The sequence below is a fragment of the Gimesia chilikensis genome (genome assembly GCF_008329715.1).
Classification (GTDB): Bacteria; Planctomycetota; Planctomycetia; order Planctomycetales; family Planctomycetaceae; genus Gimesia; species Gimesia chilikensis.
Genome location: NZ_VTSR01000009.1, coordinates 71,493 through 90,349, shown reverse-complemented (window position 1 = coordinate 90,349; position 18,857 = coordinate 71,493). Strand labels below are relative to the sequence as shown.

The 18,857-nt window shown below is 53.0% G+C and carries 13 protein-coding genes; 9 read left to right on the top strand and 4 right to left on the bottom strand.

Annotated elements, in window-relative coordinates:
• Positions 1-28: 28 nt before the first annotated feature.
• Both FYZ48_RS13665 and FYZ48_RS13660 read right to left on the bottom strand, forming a co-directional pair.
• Entirely contained in the window at positions 29-2,449 is a 2,421-nt protein-coding gene (locus FYZ48_RS13665) for an O-antigen ligase family protein (RefSeq protein ID WP_149341247.1), read from the bottom strand.
• Positions 2,442-3,566, bottom strand: a complete 1,125-nt coding sequence (locus FYZ48_RS13660) for an MraY family glycosyltransferase (protein WP_145181295.1) — start codon at positions 3,564-3,566, stop codon at positions 2,442-2,444. The genes FYZ48_RS13665 and FYZ48_RS13660 overlap by 8 nt, the downstream gene beginning before the upstream one ends.
• 302 nt (positions 3,567-3,868) lie before the next feature.
• Between FYZ48_RS13660 and FYZ48_RS13655 the strand changes: the two genes are divergently transcribed.
• Positions 3,869-4,714 carry a hypothetical protein gene (locus tag FYZ48_RS13655; protein ID WP_149341245.1) on the top strand — a complete coding sequence of 282 codons (846 nt, stop codon included), beginning with the start codon at positions 3,869-3,871 and terminating at the stop codon, positions 4,712-4,714.
• A gap of 21 nt (positions 4,715-4,735) precedes the next feature.
• On the opposite strand, the gene FYZ48_RS13650 is transcribed toward FYZ48_RS13655, so the two are convergent.
• Positions 4,736-6,367 (bottom strand): sulfatase family protein, encoded by a 1,632-nt coding sequence (locus FYZ48_RS13650; protein WP_149341243.1) that lies wholly within the window; start codon positions 6,365-6,367, stop codon positions 4,736-4,738.
• Positions 6,368-6,781: 414 nt separating this feature from the next.
• On the opposite strand from FYZ48_RS13650, the gene FYZ48_RS13645 reads away from it, so the two are divergent.
• From FYZ48_RS13645 to FYZ48_RS13625, 5 genes are all read left to right on the top strand, one after another.
• Entirely contained in the window at positions 6,782-7,243 is a 462-nt protein-coding gene (locus tag FYZ48_RS13645) for a tetratricopeptide repeat protein (RefSeq protein ID WP_145181298.1), read from the top strand.
• A 452-nt stretch (positions 7,244-7,695) separates the two neighbouring features.
• The gene (locus FYZ48_RS13640) at positions 7,696-8,877 is read left to right on the top strand and encodes a DUF6655 family protein (protein ID WP_149341241.1); all 1,182 of its coding nucleotides are present in this window, start codon (positions 7,696-7,698) and stop codon (positions 8,875-8,877) included.
• Positions 8,878-9,297: 420 nt separating this feature from the next.
• Entirely contained in the window at positions 9,298-9,816 is a 519-nt protein-coding gene (locus tag FYZ48_RS13635; RefSeq protein ID WP_149341239.1) for a hypothetical protein, read from the top strand.
• 171 nt (positions 9,817-9,987) lie between these two features.
• Positions 9,988-11,454, top strand: coding sequence for a sulfatase family protein (locus FYZ48_RS13630; RefSeq protein WP_149341236.1), 1,467 nt, complete (start codon positions 9,988-9,990; stop codon positions 11,452-11,454).
• Between the two features lie 111 nt (positions 11,455-11,565).
• Complete coding sequence (locus tag FYZ48_RS13625) at positions 11,566-12,231, top strand: 3-keto-disaccharide hydrolase (protein WP_149341234.1); 666 nt, start codon at positions 11,566-11,568, stop codon at positions 12,229-12,231.
• An 88-nt stretch (positions 12,232-12,319) separates the two neighbouring features.
• Here FYZ48_RS13625 and FYZ48_RS13620 read toward each other — a convergent pair whose 3' ends face one another.
• On the bottom strand, positions 12,320-14,074 hold the full coding sequence (locus FYZ48_RS13620; protein WP_149341232.1) for a proline--tRNA ligase: 1,755 nt from the start codon (positions 14,072-14,074) through the stop codon (positions 12,320-12,322).
• Between the two features lie 382 nt (positions 14,075-14,456).
• Here FYZ48_RS13620 and FYZ48_RS13615 point away from each other — a divergent pair, with 382 nt between their 5' ends.
• From FYZ48_RS13615 to FYZ48_RS13605, 3 genes are all read left to right on the top strand, one after another.
• On the top strand, positions 14,457-15,428 hold the full coding sequence (locus FYZ48_RS13615; RefSeq protein ID WP_149341229.1) for a 3'-5' exoribonuclease YhaM family protein: 972 nt from the start codon (positions 14,457-14,459) through the stop codon (positions 15,426-15,428).
• Between the two features lie 4 nt (positions 15,429-15,432).
• Entirely contained in the window at positions 15,433-17,730 is a 2,298-nt protein-coding gene (gene rnr, locus FYZ48_RS13610; RefSeq protein WP_149341227.1) for a ribonuclease R, read from the top strand.
• Between the two features lie 310 nt (positions 17,731-18,040).
• Positions 18,041-18,784: a succinate dehydrogenase cytochrome b subunit gene (locus FYZ48_RS13605; protein ID WP_149341225.1), complete on the top strand. Its 744-nt coding sequence runs from the start codon at positions 18,041-18,043 to the stop codon at positions 18,782-18,784.
• Positions 18,785-18,857 lie beyond the last annotated feature (73 nt).

Below are 18,857 nucleotides of genomic sequence, written 5' to 3'. Positions count from 1 at the left end.
GTCATTATGAGCCCAAGCATGGTTGAGTTCAATTCTGATTCGTTTGTCTCTCGTTAATTATTTGTTTCATGCGACTTACCGTTTCGTCTGTCAGATATTTGTCCACGTGTTGTGCACTGCGGTTGGCCTGATCGAGTTCGAGTGCCTGTTCGGCCTGTTTCCGGCTTTCGCTGATTTGTCCCGCTGCGTGGAAGGCCTCCGCCAGCAGAGCGCGGTAGCGGGCATTATGCGGGTAACCGGAAACGGCCCGATTGAGATTTTCGATCGCGTCGGTCAGATCCTCCTGCTGATGAGATGCTTCGAACTGTTCATGGTACCGACGTCCCAGCTCAAAATAGTTGAGCGGACTCAACGGATTTCGCTGAATGGCTGCCTGTTTAAAAGAAACAGCCTCCTCGAAAGCCTGTCGATTCTGGACTCCCTCTCTAAATTTCAGCTCAGCCAGGGCCTGCCAGGGTTCGGGGGAGAACGGGTCCGCCTGACCGGCCTGACTGAATAGCTGTTGCGCAATCCGAGCCGACTGCCCACGCATGAGCGTCTGCTCTGCTCTCTTTACGAGCGATTGACTCTGAAATGTTGGCGCAAAGTCGCTCATCACGAATAAAATCAATAACAGACCACATAAAGCGAGAGCCAGGGTTTTCTTATGTACACTTTGGGTGGGGCGCTGTTGTGCTTGTTCCGAGTCGACCTGTTCTGAATTTTCGGGAGACGGAGCGGGTGTCACCGGGAAAGCCAGCGCGAGCAGGAGTAGCCAGGTCTGGGTGATGGCGGGCATCGCGATGCCACCCGCCACCAGTAGATGCACAGAGAGAGCGACAAATCCGGCTGCCAGTGAAAGGGGGATCAATGATGTAGGAGACAGATCCAGTACAGCTTGGTCGGCGGTCTGTTTCCTTCCGCCTCGCAGCAGGACATAAATGACAACCCAGCCGGGAAGAAACAGCCAGAGCACCGATTCATCGATGCCCGACAGAAAGAGCTGCAGAATCCAGAGCAGGGGAAATGTGAAAGCAAAACCCAGAACCAGCGCCAAACGCTGGAAGGAATCAGCTTCATCATTCACGGGAGATCTTGAGTCTGACGGCTGCTTTTGGAGCAGCGGCTTCAGGAACCACTGATAGCCTGCCAGCGTGATGATTAATAAAAGACCGGCCAGAGCAATCAAACCGGCATTCGCCCAGACGTCGAGAAACAGGTTGTGTGGATCGGCGATTTCCTCACTCGAACCGGGGAGCTTATATTTGAGATAGTGTTCGCGAAAATTGCCCGGACCGGTGCCCCACATCAGGTTTTCTTTAATGACGTCCCAGGTCCCGGTCCAGTATTCGATGCGGTACTGGAGTGACTTGGGGGCTTCGGAAAGAACGGCGCGGTCGAAGCCGCCGCTGAGTGTGGCGAGCAGGAAAAATCCGACCAGCACACAGGCAACCAGAGTGACGCCTGTGATCAGTTGTTTGCGGGAAAGCCGCTGCGTGGTCTGACGGAGGCGTTGACGTTGCAGCAGTTTCAGCAGACCCAGACAGACCAGGCCCGCCAGAGCCCCGCCCCAGGCACTACGACTTTTCGTCAGAATCAGACAGTAGCTTATGAGCATGGTCGAGATCAGGTAGACCGCGATCTGGAACCTGTTACGATCCACTGGCGGACTACCTTCGGTTCTGGGGGGCAGGAGACTGTGGACACTCAGTCCTACGGCGATCAAGAACCCGACAGTGAGCAGGCCGGCAAAGGTGTTAGCCAGGGCAAACATACCCAGCGGTTCGCTACTGTCCAAGAGGCGCGCTTCGAACTGCTTTCGGCCGCTGCCACTGAGGGCATTCGCGGGGACCCCCATTGAGATGAGTTCGTGTTGGAATTTCGCCTGCGTTTCTGGAGTGACGGCGGCATCGTACTGCTGCCTTACCGACTGATATTCCCGGGCGAGCTGCTTGTACATCCAGTGATGTTGCCAGATTCCGTAGAGGGAGAGCAGGACGATGGTGGCCATGAAACAATGCAGAAAGGTCATCCGTTGAGCGGGGAACCTTACGATGCGGCGGAATAGAGAAAACGACAACCCGAGGGCCATCCACTCCCAGAGCATGTGGAGGGCCGCCCGTTGTTGACCTTCATAAAAGAGGATCATTACCAGGACTGACAGCGCCTGCCCCAGTACCAGCAACCAGACAGCTGCGTCAAACCGGTCGAGTCGTAGCGAACGGGCGCAGTCGGTAAATTGAGACGTGAAGAACAGGATTGCGACCAGAAACCAGGCCAGCACGAGCGGGAGTGTCTCTCCCTGGGGGGCCGATTCCGCCGGCAGGAAATAGCGGGCGGTGATCAGTAATCCGGTCAGGAAGAGCAGCTTGGCGTCGCAGAAAAGTCCCAGCGAAATCGGTGCTGCATCCGGTAGTGCAGTGCTGGACGCCTCTGGTTGTGATCGGTTTTGCTTTCGGCGTTTACTCATTCCGATTTTTCCGACCTACGTTCTCCAGAATCGTAACGATGGACAGCACGCAGAGAATCATCAGGATAATCAGCAGTGCCGCGTTCCAGGAGGAAACCTCATACAGGATCAGGCCTCCGACACCGGTGGTGAGTGTCGCCAGGTGGATGGTCAGCACGGTGTCCCGTTTGCTGAGTCCCAGTTCAACCAGGCGATGTGAAAAGTGACTTTTATCTGCATGGAACGGGCTGCGTCCTTCCTTCAGGCGAATAATCATCACCGTACAGAAATCATACAGGGGAATCGCCAGAATACAAAGGGGGGCCAGAATCACGTGGCGGGCACCTTCGGACGCACCTGCAGAAGAGTTCCCCGAATAGAAGGTTCCCAGAACCGTCATGGTGGAGAGCAGTAACCCGATGAAATAGCTGCCGGAGTCTCCCATAAAGATTTTTGCCGGGGGCCAGTTATGACAGAGGAAGCCGGCGATGGCTCCCGCCAGAACGAGCAGGACACCTGCTACCAGCCAGCGTGGTTCTCCAGTGTAACGCAGCATGATCCAGGCGAAGAGTACTGCAGCGATCAGGCCGATACCCGAAGTGAGTCCATCCATATTGTCCAGGAAGTTCAGGGAGTTGACGAGCACGATAATCCAGGCCACCGTGAGTACCATCCCCACCCACGGTTGTTCGACAAACAGGGTGCCCCGCACGCCTCCCAGCACCAGGCCGATGGCGACGAGTAGTTGAATGATCAATCGGGGTTTCCAGGAAATATTAAGTTTGTCATCGAGCAGGCCCATGACAGCGAGGATGGTGCCTCCGCCCAGGACCATCCAGAGTTGCTGGGAGCGATAGAGGACTCCTTCCAGATGCGGAGCCAGTTCGCGGGGAATCCACGCGGGAGTGCTGCCTGACTTCAAAATGATCCAGGCAATCAGTTGAGCAGAAGCGATGGGAATGATCACCCCCATCCAGATGCCGACACCCCCTCCGAGCGGGGTGGGGGTGACATGCACTTTCCGCTGGGCAGGTTGATCGATGAGTCCCCAGCGTGGGGCCAGTTTGCGCATGAGTGCCGTTGCCAGAAAGGAAATGACAAAGGCCGGAACCAGGCAGGCAAATACGAAAAATAACATGACTGTGGATTATCAGCTTGGGTAAGAGAGTTCTTGCAAGTTACGTTCAGAGTGCTTTATCAGGCCGGGAACGACACACTGAATCAAGTGATCCACATACCGACCGGCATGCGTCCGCTGTCGATTACCAGTCCCTTCCAGGTTGATGGACCCCTAGTTTGGCTGAATCCACGCGACAGTGGTAGCGAAAAATGCATTTCTACTCCGTTTTCGATTGATATATCTGGTGCAGGAATTACAGTTGAACTGACTCCTATAATCCGAGAACCCACTCAACATTCCAAAGTGTTCAGACCAGGTAAATGAATCCACTATTCGAGGAAGAATTTCGATTTAATCAAGCCAGCCGTCCCAGCTGGGAGTCGAGCCAGCAGCATCGAAGTACCGTAACCCGTTACCTGAAACAACTGTCCTCTGTACAGGGGGATCGGCTGTGTGTGCTGGGGGCGGGGAACTGCAATGATCTCGATCTAAACCAGTTGTTGCAGGTCTACGACGAAATTCATCTGGTCGACCTGGATGAGAACGCACTGGAGTATGCACTGGAAGCCCAGAACCTCTCAGAAGAATCGGCGGTTTTCTGCCATACAGGTGATCTGACCGGAGTCGGTGAGCAGCTTGCGGAATTATCCCGGAAAGAGGACACGACACAATCTCTGTTGGATGAAGTCCTGGAAGAGCTGTCGGGATCGAATCCGCTGGAATTGCCCGGTCCGTTCGATGTGGTCTGTTCCACCTGCATTTTGAGCCAACTGGTGCTGCAGGTCATTCATGCGGTCGGGGAGACCGATCCCCGGTTCGAGGAATTAATGCAGGCTGTCCGCGCACAGCATTATCGCACGATAGTGGATCTGATTACGCCGGGGGGCAGCGGCTTGATCGTGAGTGATTTTGTTTCATCAGAGTCGGCTGGTGATCTGAAACAGGTTCCCGACTTTCAGTTTACGCAGTACCTTTCGCAGCTGCTTTCGTCGCGTAATTTTTTCCACGGTGTGCATCCCGGAATCCTGCTCGCGCAATTGCAGGGTAAGTCGCCCCTGGCAAGACAGGTTTGCAACCTGGAAATGTTGCCACCCTGGCGCTGGGATCTGGGCATGCGACAATACGCGGTGGCCGGGATCCGCTTTGAGCGGATTCCCGAAGCCTGACCGCTGTTGGGATATTGCCGCTTACTGCTTCTGCTTCTTCGGTGCCCGTTTCTTCTGAGGCGTGCCGCTGTTCCGCGGTTTCTGATACAGAGACGGGGGATCCTTCTGGACCGAACCGGTGTCATCGGGAACCTGATACTGCTGCTGGAGACTTTTGAGTTCTGCTTTCAGCTCTTTGACAATGGGGGCATAGGCGGGATCATCGTACACGCTGCGCATTTCCTGGGGATCCTTTTCCAGGTCATAGAGTTCCCATTCACCCAGATTGTAGAAGTGAATCAGCTTGTAGCGTTTTGTACGGACCCCGTTGTGCCGACGAACCATATGGGCGGAACGGCGGTCGTTGTAGAACTCGTAGTAGTGGTAATACAGGCTTTTGCGCCATGCAGTTTCTTCGCCTTTGAAGAGGGGGACCAGGCTGACTCCCTGCATGTCGGAGGGGATGGGGGCTCCGGCAATATTCAGGAAGGTTTCTGCAAAGTCGAGGTTGGAGACGAGGTCTGTGTTGACACTGCCCGGTTTGATGACGCCGGGCCAGCGGGCCAGCAATGGCATACGGTAGGATTCTTCATACATGAACCGCTTGTCGAACCAGCCGTGATCGCCGAGATAGAACCCCTGGTCGGAGGAATACATGACGACGGTGTTTTCAGCCAGTCCGGACTTTTCCAGATAGTCGAGCATGCGGCCCACGTTATCATCGACGGAGGCGACACAACGGAGATAGTCTTTCATATAACGCTGATATTTCCAGCGGACCAGATCTTTGCCTTTGAGATTGGCTTTGCGAAAGGCCTCGTTTTTCGGTTCATAAGCGGCGTTCCAGACCTTCAGTTGTTCTGGAGTCAGATTTTTGGGAGGGGTTAGTTTCAGGTCGAAATCGGTCATCGTCTTAGCGATGGTCATGTCCTGTTGTCTGGCTGCGGTGCCGCGACCTTCGTAGTTGTCAAACAGATTTTCCGGTTCGGGAATGGTGACGTCGTCGTACATGTGCAGGTGTTTCGGGCCGGGCTGCCAGTTGCGGTGCGGGGCCTTGTGCTGGAACATCAGCATGAAAGGCTTGTTGGGATCTCGCTGGTTCTTGAGGTAGTCGAGTGCCAGGTCGGTGATGATGTCAGTGGTGTAGCCTTCGTGTTTAACACGCTCCCCATTGCGAATCATGGGAGGATTGTAGTAGGGCCCCTGGCCGATCAGGATCTCAGAGTAATCGAAGCCGGTGGGATCGGAGGCGAGGTGCCATTTCCCGACAATGGCGGTCTGGTATCCCTGCTTGCGGAGCAGCTTGGGGAAGGTCTGTTGCGAACCATCGAATTTGTTGCCGTTCTGTTTGAAGCCGTTGAGGTGACTATGTTTTCCAGTGAGGATCACGGCACGGCTGGGGCCACAGATACTGTTGGTGCAGAAGCAGTTATCAAACCGCATACCTTCACGGGCAATCCGGTCCAGGTTGGGAGTCTCGTTGACCTTGGAGCCGTAGCAGCTCATCGCGTGTGAGGCGTGATCGTCAGTAAAAATGAAGAGGATGTTGGGACGCTGTTTTGAAGCTGCAGCGAGTTTCTGCAGACCGTGACCTGTGAGCAGCAACTGGCTCAAACAGAAAGCGGCGAGCAGAGTGAATGTGAAACGGAAAGGGTGTTCTAAGCGCGGCTGCATCGGGTTCGTCCTCAAGCTGGTGTAGGAATGATTGTGCATGCAAATCGTATCTGAGTTTCTGGATTGATTTCTATCATGCAGTTTACAGAGAGGAAGTGCAAGTTTTCACATCGTCTGAGGGGGCGTCGAATACGAGATATCAATTTCTGATGATGTATAAATTACAGTGTTTTTCAGAGTAGAAAGTGCAGAAACATCGGTCCTTCGTATACGAAGTGAAAAATCTTCAGCCTGAAAACTGTTGTCTAAGCGGGAGATAGGAGAATTGCAATACTGAGGGATCGCCTTTGGTATGCGGCTTGCATTTGAACTTTTTCATAGTGATTTGTGTCTCAGAGGATTGAGGCCTGTTAAGAAACTGACTGCAGCCGGGCAATGGATTGCTTGCCCCACCGGTTAAAAAAGGAATTGATCATGTTAGAAAACGTTTCTCCCAAAGTTGTTCACAAACTGATGGCCGCTGAAGGATACCTGGAACTGGGAATGCCCATTCAGGCTCTGGAAGCGCTCTCGACGGTTGAAGAGGCCGGCCCCCTGGAAGCGATGCGGCTGTTTCTGATTGGCGAATCGTATCTGCGTCAGGAACGCTACCACGAAGCGATTGAGCCACTGCATCAGGCTGCCCGCCTGTTTCCCGTAATGGAAAGTCGTAAGGCCTGGAGCTCCCTGAGTGAATGCTTCCGACTGGGGGGCTATCACGAGCTGGCGGAAGTCGCACTGCTGACTGCTGAGGCGGTCGAGGAAATTGAATCCTCGTGCGAAGTCCTGCGGGCGCCGCGCGAAGAATTTCCGCGTTGGGAATGGATGCAGGTCTCTTCCCGAATGAGTGGATCGGTGGGGAGTAACTGGCGTGATCTGCCCCGAATTCCCCGCTGATTTGCTGAGAAAAACTCAGAAAATATTTCTGAGTGTCAGATTTAGAATCTTTGTAAGTGATTGTATTAGAATGAATTGTGTGATTTGAACGAATTACAGAATCATATTTGAGTTTCGCGATGTGTCAGCTATACTGCCGCTCCCAGGCGGGTTTCTTAATCACTCTCAATTAAGGTCGCCCGCTGACTGATACCGGGTTTTGGTCGGTTCTACAACCGATGGGCTCTGTATCTCCTCCTGGTCTTGATTCCGTCCTGGAATTGGCCTGCATTTCCCACATTACAATTTAGTATACCTGCCTTTGTTTTTTCATGTGCGCATGAAGGAACAGAGATTGCGTACTGATGTGCCTTTCACACAGTCTTCCGGGCTACTGTCTCTCGGTATTGACCGAACTGCCAGTGGAAACCGTGTGGATCTACTCTGTGCTGAACTCACGATCGCAGAAACTCATGTTTGATAAAATTCGGTTCTTCAACAACAGGATTTCGATCTGGTTGCTGGTGCTGCTGCTCCCCTGTTTATGCGGGTGCGGTAAGATGATCAGCAACAGCGCGACCGAACAGCTGCTGACATCTGATGCAGTTGATCAGACGATTTCACATCTCGACTTCAGCACGCTTTCGAACAAAAAAGTCTTCTTTGATACGTCTTATATCAAGAATATCAAAGGGGTCGGGTTTGTGAATGGCGACTATATCATCAGTTCTCTCAGGCAGCAGATCGTGGCTGCGAACTGTCTGATTCAGGAAAAGAAGGAAGACGCGGATTACATTATTGAAGCCCGCGTGGGAACCCTGGCCACGAATGGCCATGAAGTAAATTATGGGATTCCAGCCAGTAACATGCTTTCCTCAGCTGCTTCGCTGGTCCCCACAGCTCCCGCGATTCCGACGATTCCGGAAATCTCGCTGGCGAAAAAGAACAATCAGATCGCGGCTGCGAAAATCAGTGTGTTTGCCTATAACCAGAAGACGAAGGAGCGTGTCTGGCAGTCTGGTGTGCTGCAGGCGAAGAGTACGGCCCGCGATACCTGGATTCTGGGAGCAGGACCTTTCCAACGGGGATCGATCTATAAAGATGGAGCTCAGTTTGCGGGGGCCAGGATTGAAATCCCCATTGGCTCAGGTGATGATTTCAACAATGATAGCACGGTGGATTACCTGGAGCCTGCGAAGTTCATTGAGACATCAGATGCCGCCAACGAAATTCCTGCTGAAATCAAGGACCGCAAAGTAAAGACGCTGGCCGAGTGGATCCAGGAAGAGTCGACGGAAAAAGACAAGCCGAAAGAAAAGCCACAGAGCAAACAGGACGCGACAGCCAAGCCGAAGCAAGAGGCCCCTGCAGAGGCAGAGAAACAGGGCGGGAAGCAGGTCACCAAGGCTGAGCCTGCACCAACGGTCGGTGACAAACAACAAGTCGCGCTGGAGCCGGAAAAGTTTAAAACCGTGCTCTTCCTGAAACCAGAAGAAGCGAACGGCCATAAAGACTGGTTGCAGGGCGATACCTCACGCCTCTCCACTGTCTGGCCGAACAGTCCTCAGGCTGAGTCCGATGCTGCCTCTCCGAAAACGGAAGCCGAAGAAAAACAGGATTTAGAACAGATGTTTCGGAAAATTCCCGCCGAATAATAGTCCGTTTTTACGTAGTAGGTACATAGGCCTGTCAAAGGGCAGCAGAGGGTGCTGACTTCGATTCCCATGCCGGAAGTGAACCGGTTCCGTTTCTAGATTGTCTTTAGAAAAGCCTTGTGGTTGTGCAGTTTTGATTCGATCTGCCACCAGATTGATACCTGAGCGACCGCCAAATTGGCACTGTCTATGCCGATTACAAGGCTGCCATGATGTGTTAAGTGACAATTATTTATGGGTTTATGGATTGCTTTTGTTGCAGGGAGGCAGATTTGGCACATTCTATGCAATAAAATTAAACCAGCAGACCCGTCGAGACGTTTCAAAATGATGGGAGACGGAAAACGGGTCGAGAGATTTTAATTTCCCCTGAAATTCAACCAGCGTCTTCACCTGCTGATGGTGATATGGGAGGTTATGATGATGATTCCTCGAATTCCTCAAAAAACAGTTCGCAGACTGATTGCTGCAGAGGGTTATCTGGAACTGGGGATGCCCCATCAGGCACTCAGAGAATTGGATAAAGTGACTGATCCAGGATCCCTGACGGCGTCCTTTTCATTCCTGCGAGGGGAATCTTTAAAACGGATCGGTCGTTTCTCGGAGGCGATCAAACCCTTACAGTACGCGGCAGATTTGCTGCCGATCCCGCACAGCCAACTTCCCTGGAAATCACTGGGAGCCTGTTATCGGGAAAGTGGCCAGAGTGATCTGGCGGAAACAGCCGAGCAGACGGCGGATGAAATCGCCTCGGAAGCGAATATCCATCTGCGTTTTGAACCACTGGGATCGCAATACAATCCCGTCGTCCACCATGAAGTGCATCTCACCATCAATTTTGAACCGATGCCTGAAGAAGAACAGGCTCAGTCAGACGAAGATATTCTGCTCGAAAATGAAGAGACTGAAGACTTCGGAATTGATCCGGAAATCGAATGATGTCGATTTACTAACCTTTGTTTATGAAATGACTTGCTGAGAATCTTCTCCGTAGAATTACCACCTCAAGATTGTGAAGTCCGACCTGTTGTAGTACCGTAGAGTCTGCGGTCTGGTGACAGGTCGTTTTTTATTGATCCTGCAATCTTTCAAAACGAGGTGACGTGCCCGATGCATGTTCTGATACGTTCTCGAAACGGGCTGCTCTGCCTGTTTACATTCTGTCTGCTTTCTCTGCTGTGTGTCACTGTTTCCCCAGCTGCCGAAACGCGTCCGAATATCGTGATGATCCTGGCAGACGATGTCTCCTGGAATGATCTGGGCAGTTATGGTCATCCCTCGATCCGTACTCCTAATCTGGATCGGCTGGCCAAAGAAGGTCTGCGTTTTGATAACGCTTATCTGACCATCAGCAGTTGCAGCCCAAGTCGCTGCAGTGTGATCACCAGTCGTTATCCACACAATACAGGAGCCCCGGAACTGCATACGCCGCTGCCGGAAGGACAGGTATTGTTTCCCCAGCTACTGCGCGATGCCGGCTATTACACGGTGATCTCCGGCAAACAGCATATGGGCCCGTACGCGTTGACGTCCTTTGATCATGTCTCCAAGGGAAAAGGACCGGGACGCGAAGAAGACTGGGTACCGATTCTCAAAAAACGGCCCAAGGATCAGCCCTTCTTCTGCTGGTTCGCTTCCACCGATGCACATCGTGCCTGGCAGAAATCCAAACAGACTCAGCCGCATCAACCAGAAGATGTGGTTGTGCCTCCGTATCTGATTGACAGTCCGGAAACGCGGAAAGACCTCGCCCAGTATTACGATGAGATCAGCCGTTTGGATTACTTCACCGGTCAGATTCTGGATGAACTGGATGCCCAGGGAATCGCGGATAATACACTGGTGCTGTTCTTCGCTGATAACGGACGTCCCTTTCCCCGTTGTAAAACCAGACTCTACGATAGTGGTATCAAAACGCCGATGATGGTTCGCTGGCCCAAAGTCATTTCGCCGGGAACCGTGACGAACAGTCTGGTCAGTACAATTGACCTCGGGCCGACCTTTCTGCACGTTGCGGGAGTCAAAGCGGATCCACGGATGCAGGGCGTCAGCTTTGAGAATCTGTTTACCGATCCGAAGGCGAAGGTCCGCGACTATGCATTTGGGGAGCATAACTGGCACGTTTTTAAAGCCCACGAACGCATGGTTCGTTCCGGTGACTGGCTCTATATCAGAAACGCGTTGCCGGGGCAGCGCAATCTGTGCGTGGAATCGATCGACTTTCCTTCGGGCGAAGTGTTATGGGAACGTTTCGAAGCTGGCAAGTTGAATAAAAATCAGAAGGATGTGTTTCTCAAGCCCCGTCCACGGGAAGAGTTATACAAGGTCAGCCAAGACCCTCACCAGTTTGAGAATCTGGCGGATAAGCCTGAATATGCGAGTGAACTGGCTCGTCTCCGCACAGTGCTGGATCAGTGGGCTGAGCAGACAGGGGACACGATTCCCGACAATCCGACTCCGGACCGCAACCAGCGTCCCGGGGAGCCGAAACCGGGTGAGTTTGAACATCGCGAGATGCCCGGCGATGCTCGTGACGCGCAAAAGGTCAATCAGCCCGGTCCTGTATTGGCAGACTGATCTCGGATGCGATGATGACTTCAATCCTGTCGGCACGGCTGGTGCCGACGATTAAATAACCCGCTATTAAAATCAATTGACAACTTTGAGACTTTAATTTGGAGAGAAAGTATGAAACGCAATCAAGTATGGGGTTTAGCCCTGGCATGCCTGGCGAGCCTCTGTCTGGCAGGTTCGGTACAGGCTGGTGAATCTGGCTGGGTCGAGCTGTTCAACGGCAAGAATCTCGAAGGCTGGACACAGCATAACGGAACGGCGACCTATAAGGTTGAAGATGGGACGATCGTGGGAACGACCTCTGAAGGCAGCCCCAACTCATTCATGTGCACCAAAAAGAACTACGATGATTTCGAACTGGAATTCGAAGTCAAAGTGGCCGACGAATTGAACTCCGGCTGTCAGATTCGCAGCCAGCAGAAAGACGGCGATGGTCGTGTGAATGGCCCCCAGGTTGAGATCGAAGCCAGCGGTAAGAACGGGGCCGAAGCCGGTTATGTGTACGGCGAAGCCACCGGCCGGGGCTGGTTGACTCCCGAGGATCGTCTGAAACCACATAAAACCATGAAAGATGGTGAGTGGAACAAGTTTCGGATCGTTGCTAAAGGTCCCCGGATCCAGACCTGGATCAATGGTAAGCAGATCGAAGATCTGACGGACGAAGCGATCTATAAGACGCATCCCACAGGCTTCATTGGCCTGCAGGTACACGGCATCAAGAAGGGGACCGGTCCCTATTCGGTTGCCTGGAAAAACATTCGGATCAAAGAACTCGACTAGTTCTGAAGACCGAAACTGAAATAAAAAAACAGGCCGGCAGGATAGATTTCCTGCCGGCCTGTTTTGTTTTGCGAGTACTGAATTCGTTCTATTCAGGTACGTTTGCGGCTTTATATTCTTCCGCTTTGCGGGCCGCGAGAGCATCCAGAATGGGGGTGATGCCTGCGTCGAGGGCGATCATTTCTGCATCGTCTGCGGTCCGCCATTTGGTTTCGATTTCGCCGTTTTTGAGTCCCTTACCGCCGATGACGACGCGATAGGGAATCCCAATCAGGTCGGCGTCATTGAATTTGACACCTGGCCGGGCGTTACGGTCATCAAAGAGGACGTCGATGCCGGCTGCTTTGAGCTCTTCGTAGTAGCGCTCTGCAGTCTGCATGACTTCGTCATCCTTGGTGTTCAGAGGAATGACAAGTACCTCGTAGGGAGCAATTGAAAGCGGCCAGATCAGGCCTTTGTCATCATGCTTTGTCTCAGCGAGACCGGCGATGATGCGGTTTACGCCGATGCCGTAGCAACCCATGATAATCGGATGACGTTTCTCTTTTTCATCCAGAAAGTCGGCGTCGAGGGCTTCTGTATATTTTGTGCCCAGTTTGAAGACGTGACCGACTTCGATGCCATGCACGATCGCCAGAGGTTCCCCACTTTTGGGGCAGGGATCACCGGCGGCAGCGTTTCGCAGGTCGTAGGTGGTTTCCAGTTCATAATCCCGGCCCACGTTCACATTGACTAAATGGGCGTCGGCTTCGTTCGCACCGGTGATGGCATTGGCGATCAGGGGGACGTCATGGTCGGCGATGATCTTGCATTTGATTCCCACAGGACCGGCGAAACCGGTGGGGGCACCGGTGACTTCCCGGATGGTCTTGTCATCAGCCAGTTCGACAGTGGTCGCACCCAGGGCACGGCGAATCTTGCCTTCGTTGGCTTCATGGTCGCCGCGAATCAGGACAGCCACCGGTTCGTCATCAGCCTGGTAGATCAGCGTTTTGATCATCTGTGAAGGTTCACAGCCCAGCATCTGGCTGACCTGCTCAATGCTGGTTGCCTCAGGAGTAGCCTGTTTTTCCATGGTCCCTGCATCAGCGGGGGTTTTGATTTCAAGGGTGGGACGACCGGTGTCGGCCCGTTCCATGTTGGCTGCGTATCCAGAGGCTTCGCAGTATACGATCGAGTCCTCGCCGTTTTCGGCGGGGATCATGAATTCATGCGAGGCATCGCCGCCGATGGGGCCGCTTTCTGCTTCTACGGGCAGGTACTTCAGACCACAGCGGGCAAAGATGCGGCAGTAAGCGCGGTACATGCGGTCGTAGATTTCATCCAACTGCTCTACGGAAGAACTGAAGCTGTAGGCGTCTTTCATCAGGAACTCACTGGTTCTCAGCACGCCGAAGCGGGGGCGTTCTTCGTTGCGGAACTTGGTTTGAATCTGATAGACGGTCAGCGGCAGCTGTTTGTAACTGCTGATGCAGTGACTGATCAGGTCGGTGACGACTTCTTCGTGTGTGGGACCGAGTGCCATAGGGATCTGACGATTTCCACGGGGGACGTTGAACTGGATCAGTACGGAGCCAAATGCATCTTTCCGCTGTGTGCGTTCAAACAGACCCAGGGGTTGCAGAGCGGGCATGTGGAGTTCAGCGGCGCCGGCGGCGTCCATCTCTTCCCGCACAATCTGGGCTGCTTTCTGGATCGATTTCCAGCCCAGGGGGAGGTAGGTGTAAGCGCCTGCCATCAACTGTCGGATCAGTCCGGCGCGAAGCATCAGCTGATGGCTGGGAATTTCCGCATCGGAGGGGACTTCTTTAATCGTGGGGATCAGCGTATTTGACCAGCGCACTTGAATTCCTTAAGTGATTGAAGAGTAGGTGTTTATGTTACTAGTGAGTCGGCCGGGGGGAGTCTCGCTTCTTCAGCCGACTGATGGCCGCGTATTCTAGCAGAACGGGTTCAACTCCAAAAGGTTCGCCCTGGTGGGGGACAAAAATATTCGGGTGAGATAAATGCCTGTCGGACAATGGCTTGTCGAGACGGGGGATTCAGATCGGGCTGACTGGGGCTGTTCTTAACAATCGGAGAGCAAATAGGAGAGAGTTTCAGATCAGACAGGTGTCGGACTTGTTGAGCAGGATGGATCGGCTTAAGATCGTTCTATTGTGTTTCTTAGCGAAACTGAAGATCGACCGCTGCGTTTGAATTGAGATTCTGAAAGCCGATTCGAGATGTCTCGACAAAATATAAATCAACTGAAAGACGGGGATACTGTAAACGAGGTTTATCTGTTAGTTGACAAGCAGTTACGAGCGAATCGGAATGCAAGTCTGTTTCTGTCTGCTGATCTGAGAGATGCGTCGGGTGTCGTCAATGCGCGGATGTGGAATGTTGTTGAAGATCGGATGCAGCACTTTCAATCGGGCAACTACGTTCAGGTGAAAGGTAAAGTGCATCTCTTCCAGGGGGCACTGCAGATCATCCTGACCTACATCGAACCGGTCTCCGCGGAGAATCTGGACCCGGCCGAGTTTCAACCCCAGGCATCACATGATGTGCAGGCGCTGCTGGCGCGGTTACGTGAGATGCTGCTGGGAATTGAAAATAACGAGGTCCGCACTCTGATGGAGTGCTTCCTGGTTGATGAAGCGCTGATGGAAGAGTTCTGTCGGGCTCCGGCCGGTGTGAAGACGCATCATGCCTACCATGGCGGGCTGATCGAGCATGTGGTCAACCTGATGGAGACCGCACATCGGATCGCGGATCTGTATCCCAAGGCTGACATGAGTCTGCTGCTGGCTGGTGTGTTCCTGCACGATATCGGTAAGGTCCGCGAGTTAGGCTACGAGAACGAATTTATTTATACCGATGAAGGACAGCTGCTGGGACACCTGATTATTGGCGTAGAAATGCTGACCGAGAAGATTCGCGCTTACCAGGAAATGACGGGAGAATCTTTCCCCAAGGAAGCGGAATTACGGCTGAAACACATGATTGTAAGCCATCATGGCACCTATGAATTTGGCAGCCCCCGCCTGCCGATGACTCCAGAAGCAGTCGCCCTGCATCATCTGGATAACCTGGATGCGAAAGTCAATGAGTTCGCGCGGTTCATTGACGATGATCTCAATTCGACATCCAGCTGGACTCCCTATTCGCCTCGCCTGCAGCGAAAGCTGTTTAAGGGAATGACTGAGGACTGAGTGAATGCCCGATTTTGAGAAGAAGATTCTCGAGTACGTAGCCCGCCCCGGTTACACACCGATTCGGGAAAAAGCGCTGCTGAAAAAAGTGGGAGGCTCCAAGTCAACTTCTTCTGAATTCGAGCAGGCCATGCAGAATCTCCAGTCCCGCAAAGAGATTCTCGTCTCCGATTCGGGGCTGATTCGCCCCGTGAAAAAAGAGGGTTGGATTGCCGGGATTATCAAGAAAATCAATTCCGGGGCCGGGTATCTGATTCCCCATCATAAGCCGGATGACATCGCCCACGACCAGCGTCATGCCGGCGATCTGTATATTTCCGAGCGGGATATGGGGGATGCCCAGACCGGCGATGAGGTTTATGCCACCGTGATCAATCGACGCCGCAGCGGGGGCCAGATCTGTGGTCGCGTCGTGGAGATCATCGAGCGGGCTTCGACGACATTTGTCGGCACTTACTTCGAAACACAGGGCGAAGGTTATGTGCATGTGGACGGCAAGATATTCAACTCGCCGATTCATGTGGGCGATCCGGGGGCGAAAGGTGTCGAACCCGAAGATAAGGTCGTCATCGACATTCTGCATTTCCCTTCAAAGAGCTACCTGGGACAGGGAGTGATTTCCAAAGTCCTGGGGCCACACGGGAAGCCAGGCGTTGATCTGCTGTCCATCGTCTACGAATTCGGCATCCCGATGGACTTTCCGGAAGAGGTCCTGGAGGCGGCTCGAGAGCAGGCGAGCCTGTTTGATGAGACAAAACTGGGGAATCGCCGCGACCTGACCAACGAGACGATCGTGACGATTGACCCTGCGGATGCCCGGGACTTCGATGATGCAATTTCGCTGACTCAGAACGAGCGCGGGCACTGGGTGCTGGGCGTGCATATTGCTGATGTAGCGCACTTTGTCAAAGAGGGGTCTGTACTGGACCGTGAGGCCCGGCGGCGGGGAACCAGTGTGTATCTACCCGGCCAGGTGATTCCGATGCTGCCTGAGATCATTTCAAATGGTCTGGCCAGTCTGCAGCAGGATCAGGTGCGTTTCACCAAATCTGCGTTTATCGAATTTACGTCGGATGGCGTGCCGGTACATACCGAGTTCGTCAATTCCGCGATTCGGGTCAAGAAGCGGTTTGCCTACGAGCAGGTACTGCCCATCATTCAGGAGCGTGACGAGGAAGGGGACCGGATACCCCGGGACGTCCGCGAGCTGCTGAAAAACATGCATCATCTGGCAATGATGCTGCGAAAACGCCGCTTTGCTGCCGGCGCACTGGAGTTGCACCTCTCCGAAGTGCGGCTCACCTTTGACGACAAACATCGTGTGAGTGGTGCCGTTGAACGCGAGCATGATGAAAGCCATCAGATCATCGAAGAGTTCATGCTGGCGGCGAATATTGCGGTCGCGGAAGGACTCAATGATCGGGGACTGCGGTTTTTGCGTCGCGTGCATCCGTCGCCTGACTACCAGCGGCAGGTGGAATTCGCCGAGTTTGTCAGCGCACTGGGTTACACGCTTAAAAAGGCCCAGAGTCGTAAGGACCTGCAGCGTCTGATCGAGCAGGTACATGGAACCGCCGTCGAACAGGCCATCAATTATTCCATGTTACGCAGTCTTAAACAGGCAGAATATACGGATGAAGAGCTCGGGCACTATGCTCTCGCCGTCGAGCATTACTGTCACTTCACCAGCCCGATTCGGCGATACCCGGACCTGACAATTCATCGCATGATCGATGAAATTCTGGAGCGTCCCGACAAAGGGAAAGGGCAGAGCCCCCAAGGGCTGCGTCAACTGGGCCACGACCTCTCGTTGCGTGAACGTCGTGCCGAGTCGGCAGAACGGGAACTGACCAAGGTCAAACTGCTGACCTGGATGGTCGAAAATAAAATCAACACGCTGAAAACGATGATCACGGGAGTGGAGTCGTTCGGGTTGTTCTGCCGGGGTGTGGATGTGCCTGTGGAAGGCTTGTTGCACATCAGCCGACTGGGCAAAAACGATTACTTTCACCAGGATCCAGCCAAATTCAGTATCGTTGGAGAGCGGACAGGTCAGGAGTTCCGGATTGGCGATTTCCTGGAGGTGGAAGTCGAGAAGATCGATCTGGATCGTCGGGAGCTGGATTTCAGAATGCCCCGAGCGGAGAAGTCAGGTAAATCGAAGTCAAAATCAGACAACGGTAATTCGAAGCAGTCGGGTAAAAAGCCGACTCGGGCCTCTTCCAAGGGGAAGGGGGCTGTGAAAAAGAAGAAGAACCGTCCTGGGAAGTCGCAGCGGAGCAAAAAGAAGAAACGCAAGTAGGCTGAGTGCCTTTGAGAAGTGTCTGCAGGGTACGGATGTTTTACTTGAAACCGGGTAAGCTGGAGCTAAAAACAAGTAAGCAGAGTGGAAATTTGCAAAAGGACTCCAGTTTATAATTCTGTGAAGATTGATGTACGAAGGCGAAGAAATATAATAACTTAAGCTCTATAACGAATATGCATCGTTCAGCATCGGCAGATTCAATCAGGTCATACTGAGTGACCTCCACGCTGGTTGCTTTGTTTATAGATTTCACTATCACAATATTATTCACGGGATCTCAAGCAGATCACCGGGTGAGTGCTTGATTATGGTGACGAAATTGGCTGAGAAACAGCAATCCTCTCCGTCAGCAGGCGGAAAATCAGCGACGAAGTGGATTATGACCCTGCTTTCCTCTTCCATTGGCCAGAAGTTCGTGATGGGCATCACGGGACTTCTCTTGTGCGGCTTCCTGGTCGTGCATCTGGCGGGGAACCTGCTCGTGTATGTCGGCGCAGACGCCTACAACAAATACGCAAAAGAGCTGCACAGCATGATGCTGCTGCCGGTAGCGGAGACGGGACTGTTCCTGCTGCTGTTCGCTCACATTGCACTGGCATTCAAACTGACCAGCGATAACCGCAAGGCACGCCAGATCGCTTATCATGAGAAGCAGAGCAAGATTCAGGAGCCACCTTCCATTTTCGGACGTACTCCGATGGGGCGGACCAGTTCCTGGATGTTCATTTCGGGATCCATCATTCTGATCTTCCTGATCATGCATATGATCGACATGAAACTGCATCTGAACCCAACGGTCGACTACAAAGACCAGTCACCCTTTGGCATTATCGTGCAGGTTCTGGGCAGTGGTTTGAGTGCCCCGATTTATATTGTGGGAACGATTGTCCTCGGATTTCACCTGTCTCATGGATTCTGGAGTGCGTTCCAGTCACTGGGACTGAATCATCCCAAATACACGCCCCTGATCAAGAAACTGGCGATTCTATTTGCGATCGTCATTGCGGCTGGTTTTGTCAGTCTGCCACTCTGGGGCTTTTTTATCCGCTAACCTTCCGCCAGTCATTTGCGTCTGTTTAGCACCATCCAATAGATAGTTTCACACGTTCCGTTTTGAAGGTAGA

What these genes read in the sequence shown, in the direction of transcription:
- FYZ48_RS13630 (WP_149341236.1), top strand. Translation starts at nt 9,988, where the DNA reads ATGCATGTTCTGATACGTTCTCGAAACGGGCTGCTCTGCCTGTTTACA.
- FYZ48_RS13650 (WP_149341243.1), bottom strand. Translation starts at nt 6,367, where the DNA reads ATGCAGCCGCGCTTAGAACACCCTTTCCGTTTCACATTCACTCTGCTC.
- FYZ48_RS13645 (WP_145181298.1), top strand. Translation starts at nt 6,782, where the DNA reads ATGTTAGAAAACGTTTCTCCCAAAGTTGTTCACAAACTGATGGCCGCT.
- FYZ48_RS13665 (WP_149341247.1), bottom strand. Translation starts at nt 2,449, where the DNA reads ATGAGTAAACGCCGAAAGCAAAACCGATCACAACCAGAGGCGTCCAGC.
- FYZ48_RS13605 (WP_149341225.1), top strand. Translation starts at nt 18,041, where the DNA reads ATGGTGACGAAATTGGCTGAGAAACAGCAATCCTCTCCGTCAGCAGGC.
- FYZ48_RS13660 (WP_145181295.1), bottom strand. Translation starts at nt 3,566, where the DNA reads ATGTTATTTTTCGTATTTGCCTGCCTGGTTCCGGCCTTTGTCATTTCC.
- rnr (WP_149341227.1), top strand. Translation starts at nt 15,433, where the DNA reads ATGCCCGATTTTGAGAAGAAGATTCTCGAGTACGTAGCCCGCCCCGGT.
- FYZ48_RS13655 (WP_149341245.1), top strand. Translation starts at nt 3,869, where the DNA reads ATGAATCCACTATTCGAGGAAGAATTTCGATTTAATCAAGCCAGCCGT.
- FYZ48_RS13625 (WP_149341234.1), top strand. Translation starts at nt 11,566, where the DNA reads ATGAAACGCAATCAAGTATGGGGTTTAGCCCTGGCATGCCTGGCGAGC.
- FYZ48_RS13615 (WP_149341229.1), top strand. Translation starts at nt 14,457, where the DNA reads ATGTCTCGACAAAATATAAATCAACTGAAAGACGGGGATACTGTAAAC.
- FYZ48_RS13635 (WP_149341239.1), top strand. Translation starts at nt 9,298, where the DNA reads ATGATGATTCCTCGAATTCCTCAAAAAACAGTTCGCAGACTGATTGCT.
- FYZ48_RS13640 (WP_149341241.1), top strand. Translation starts at nt 7,696, where the DNA reads ATGTTTGATAAAATTCGGTTCTTCAACAACAGGATTTCGATCTGGTTG.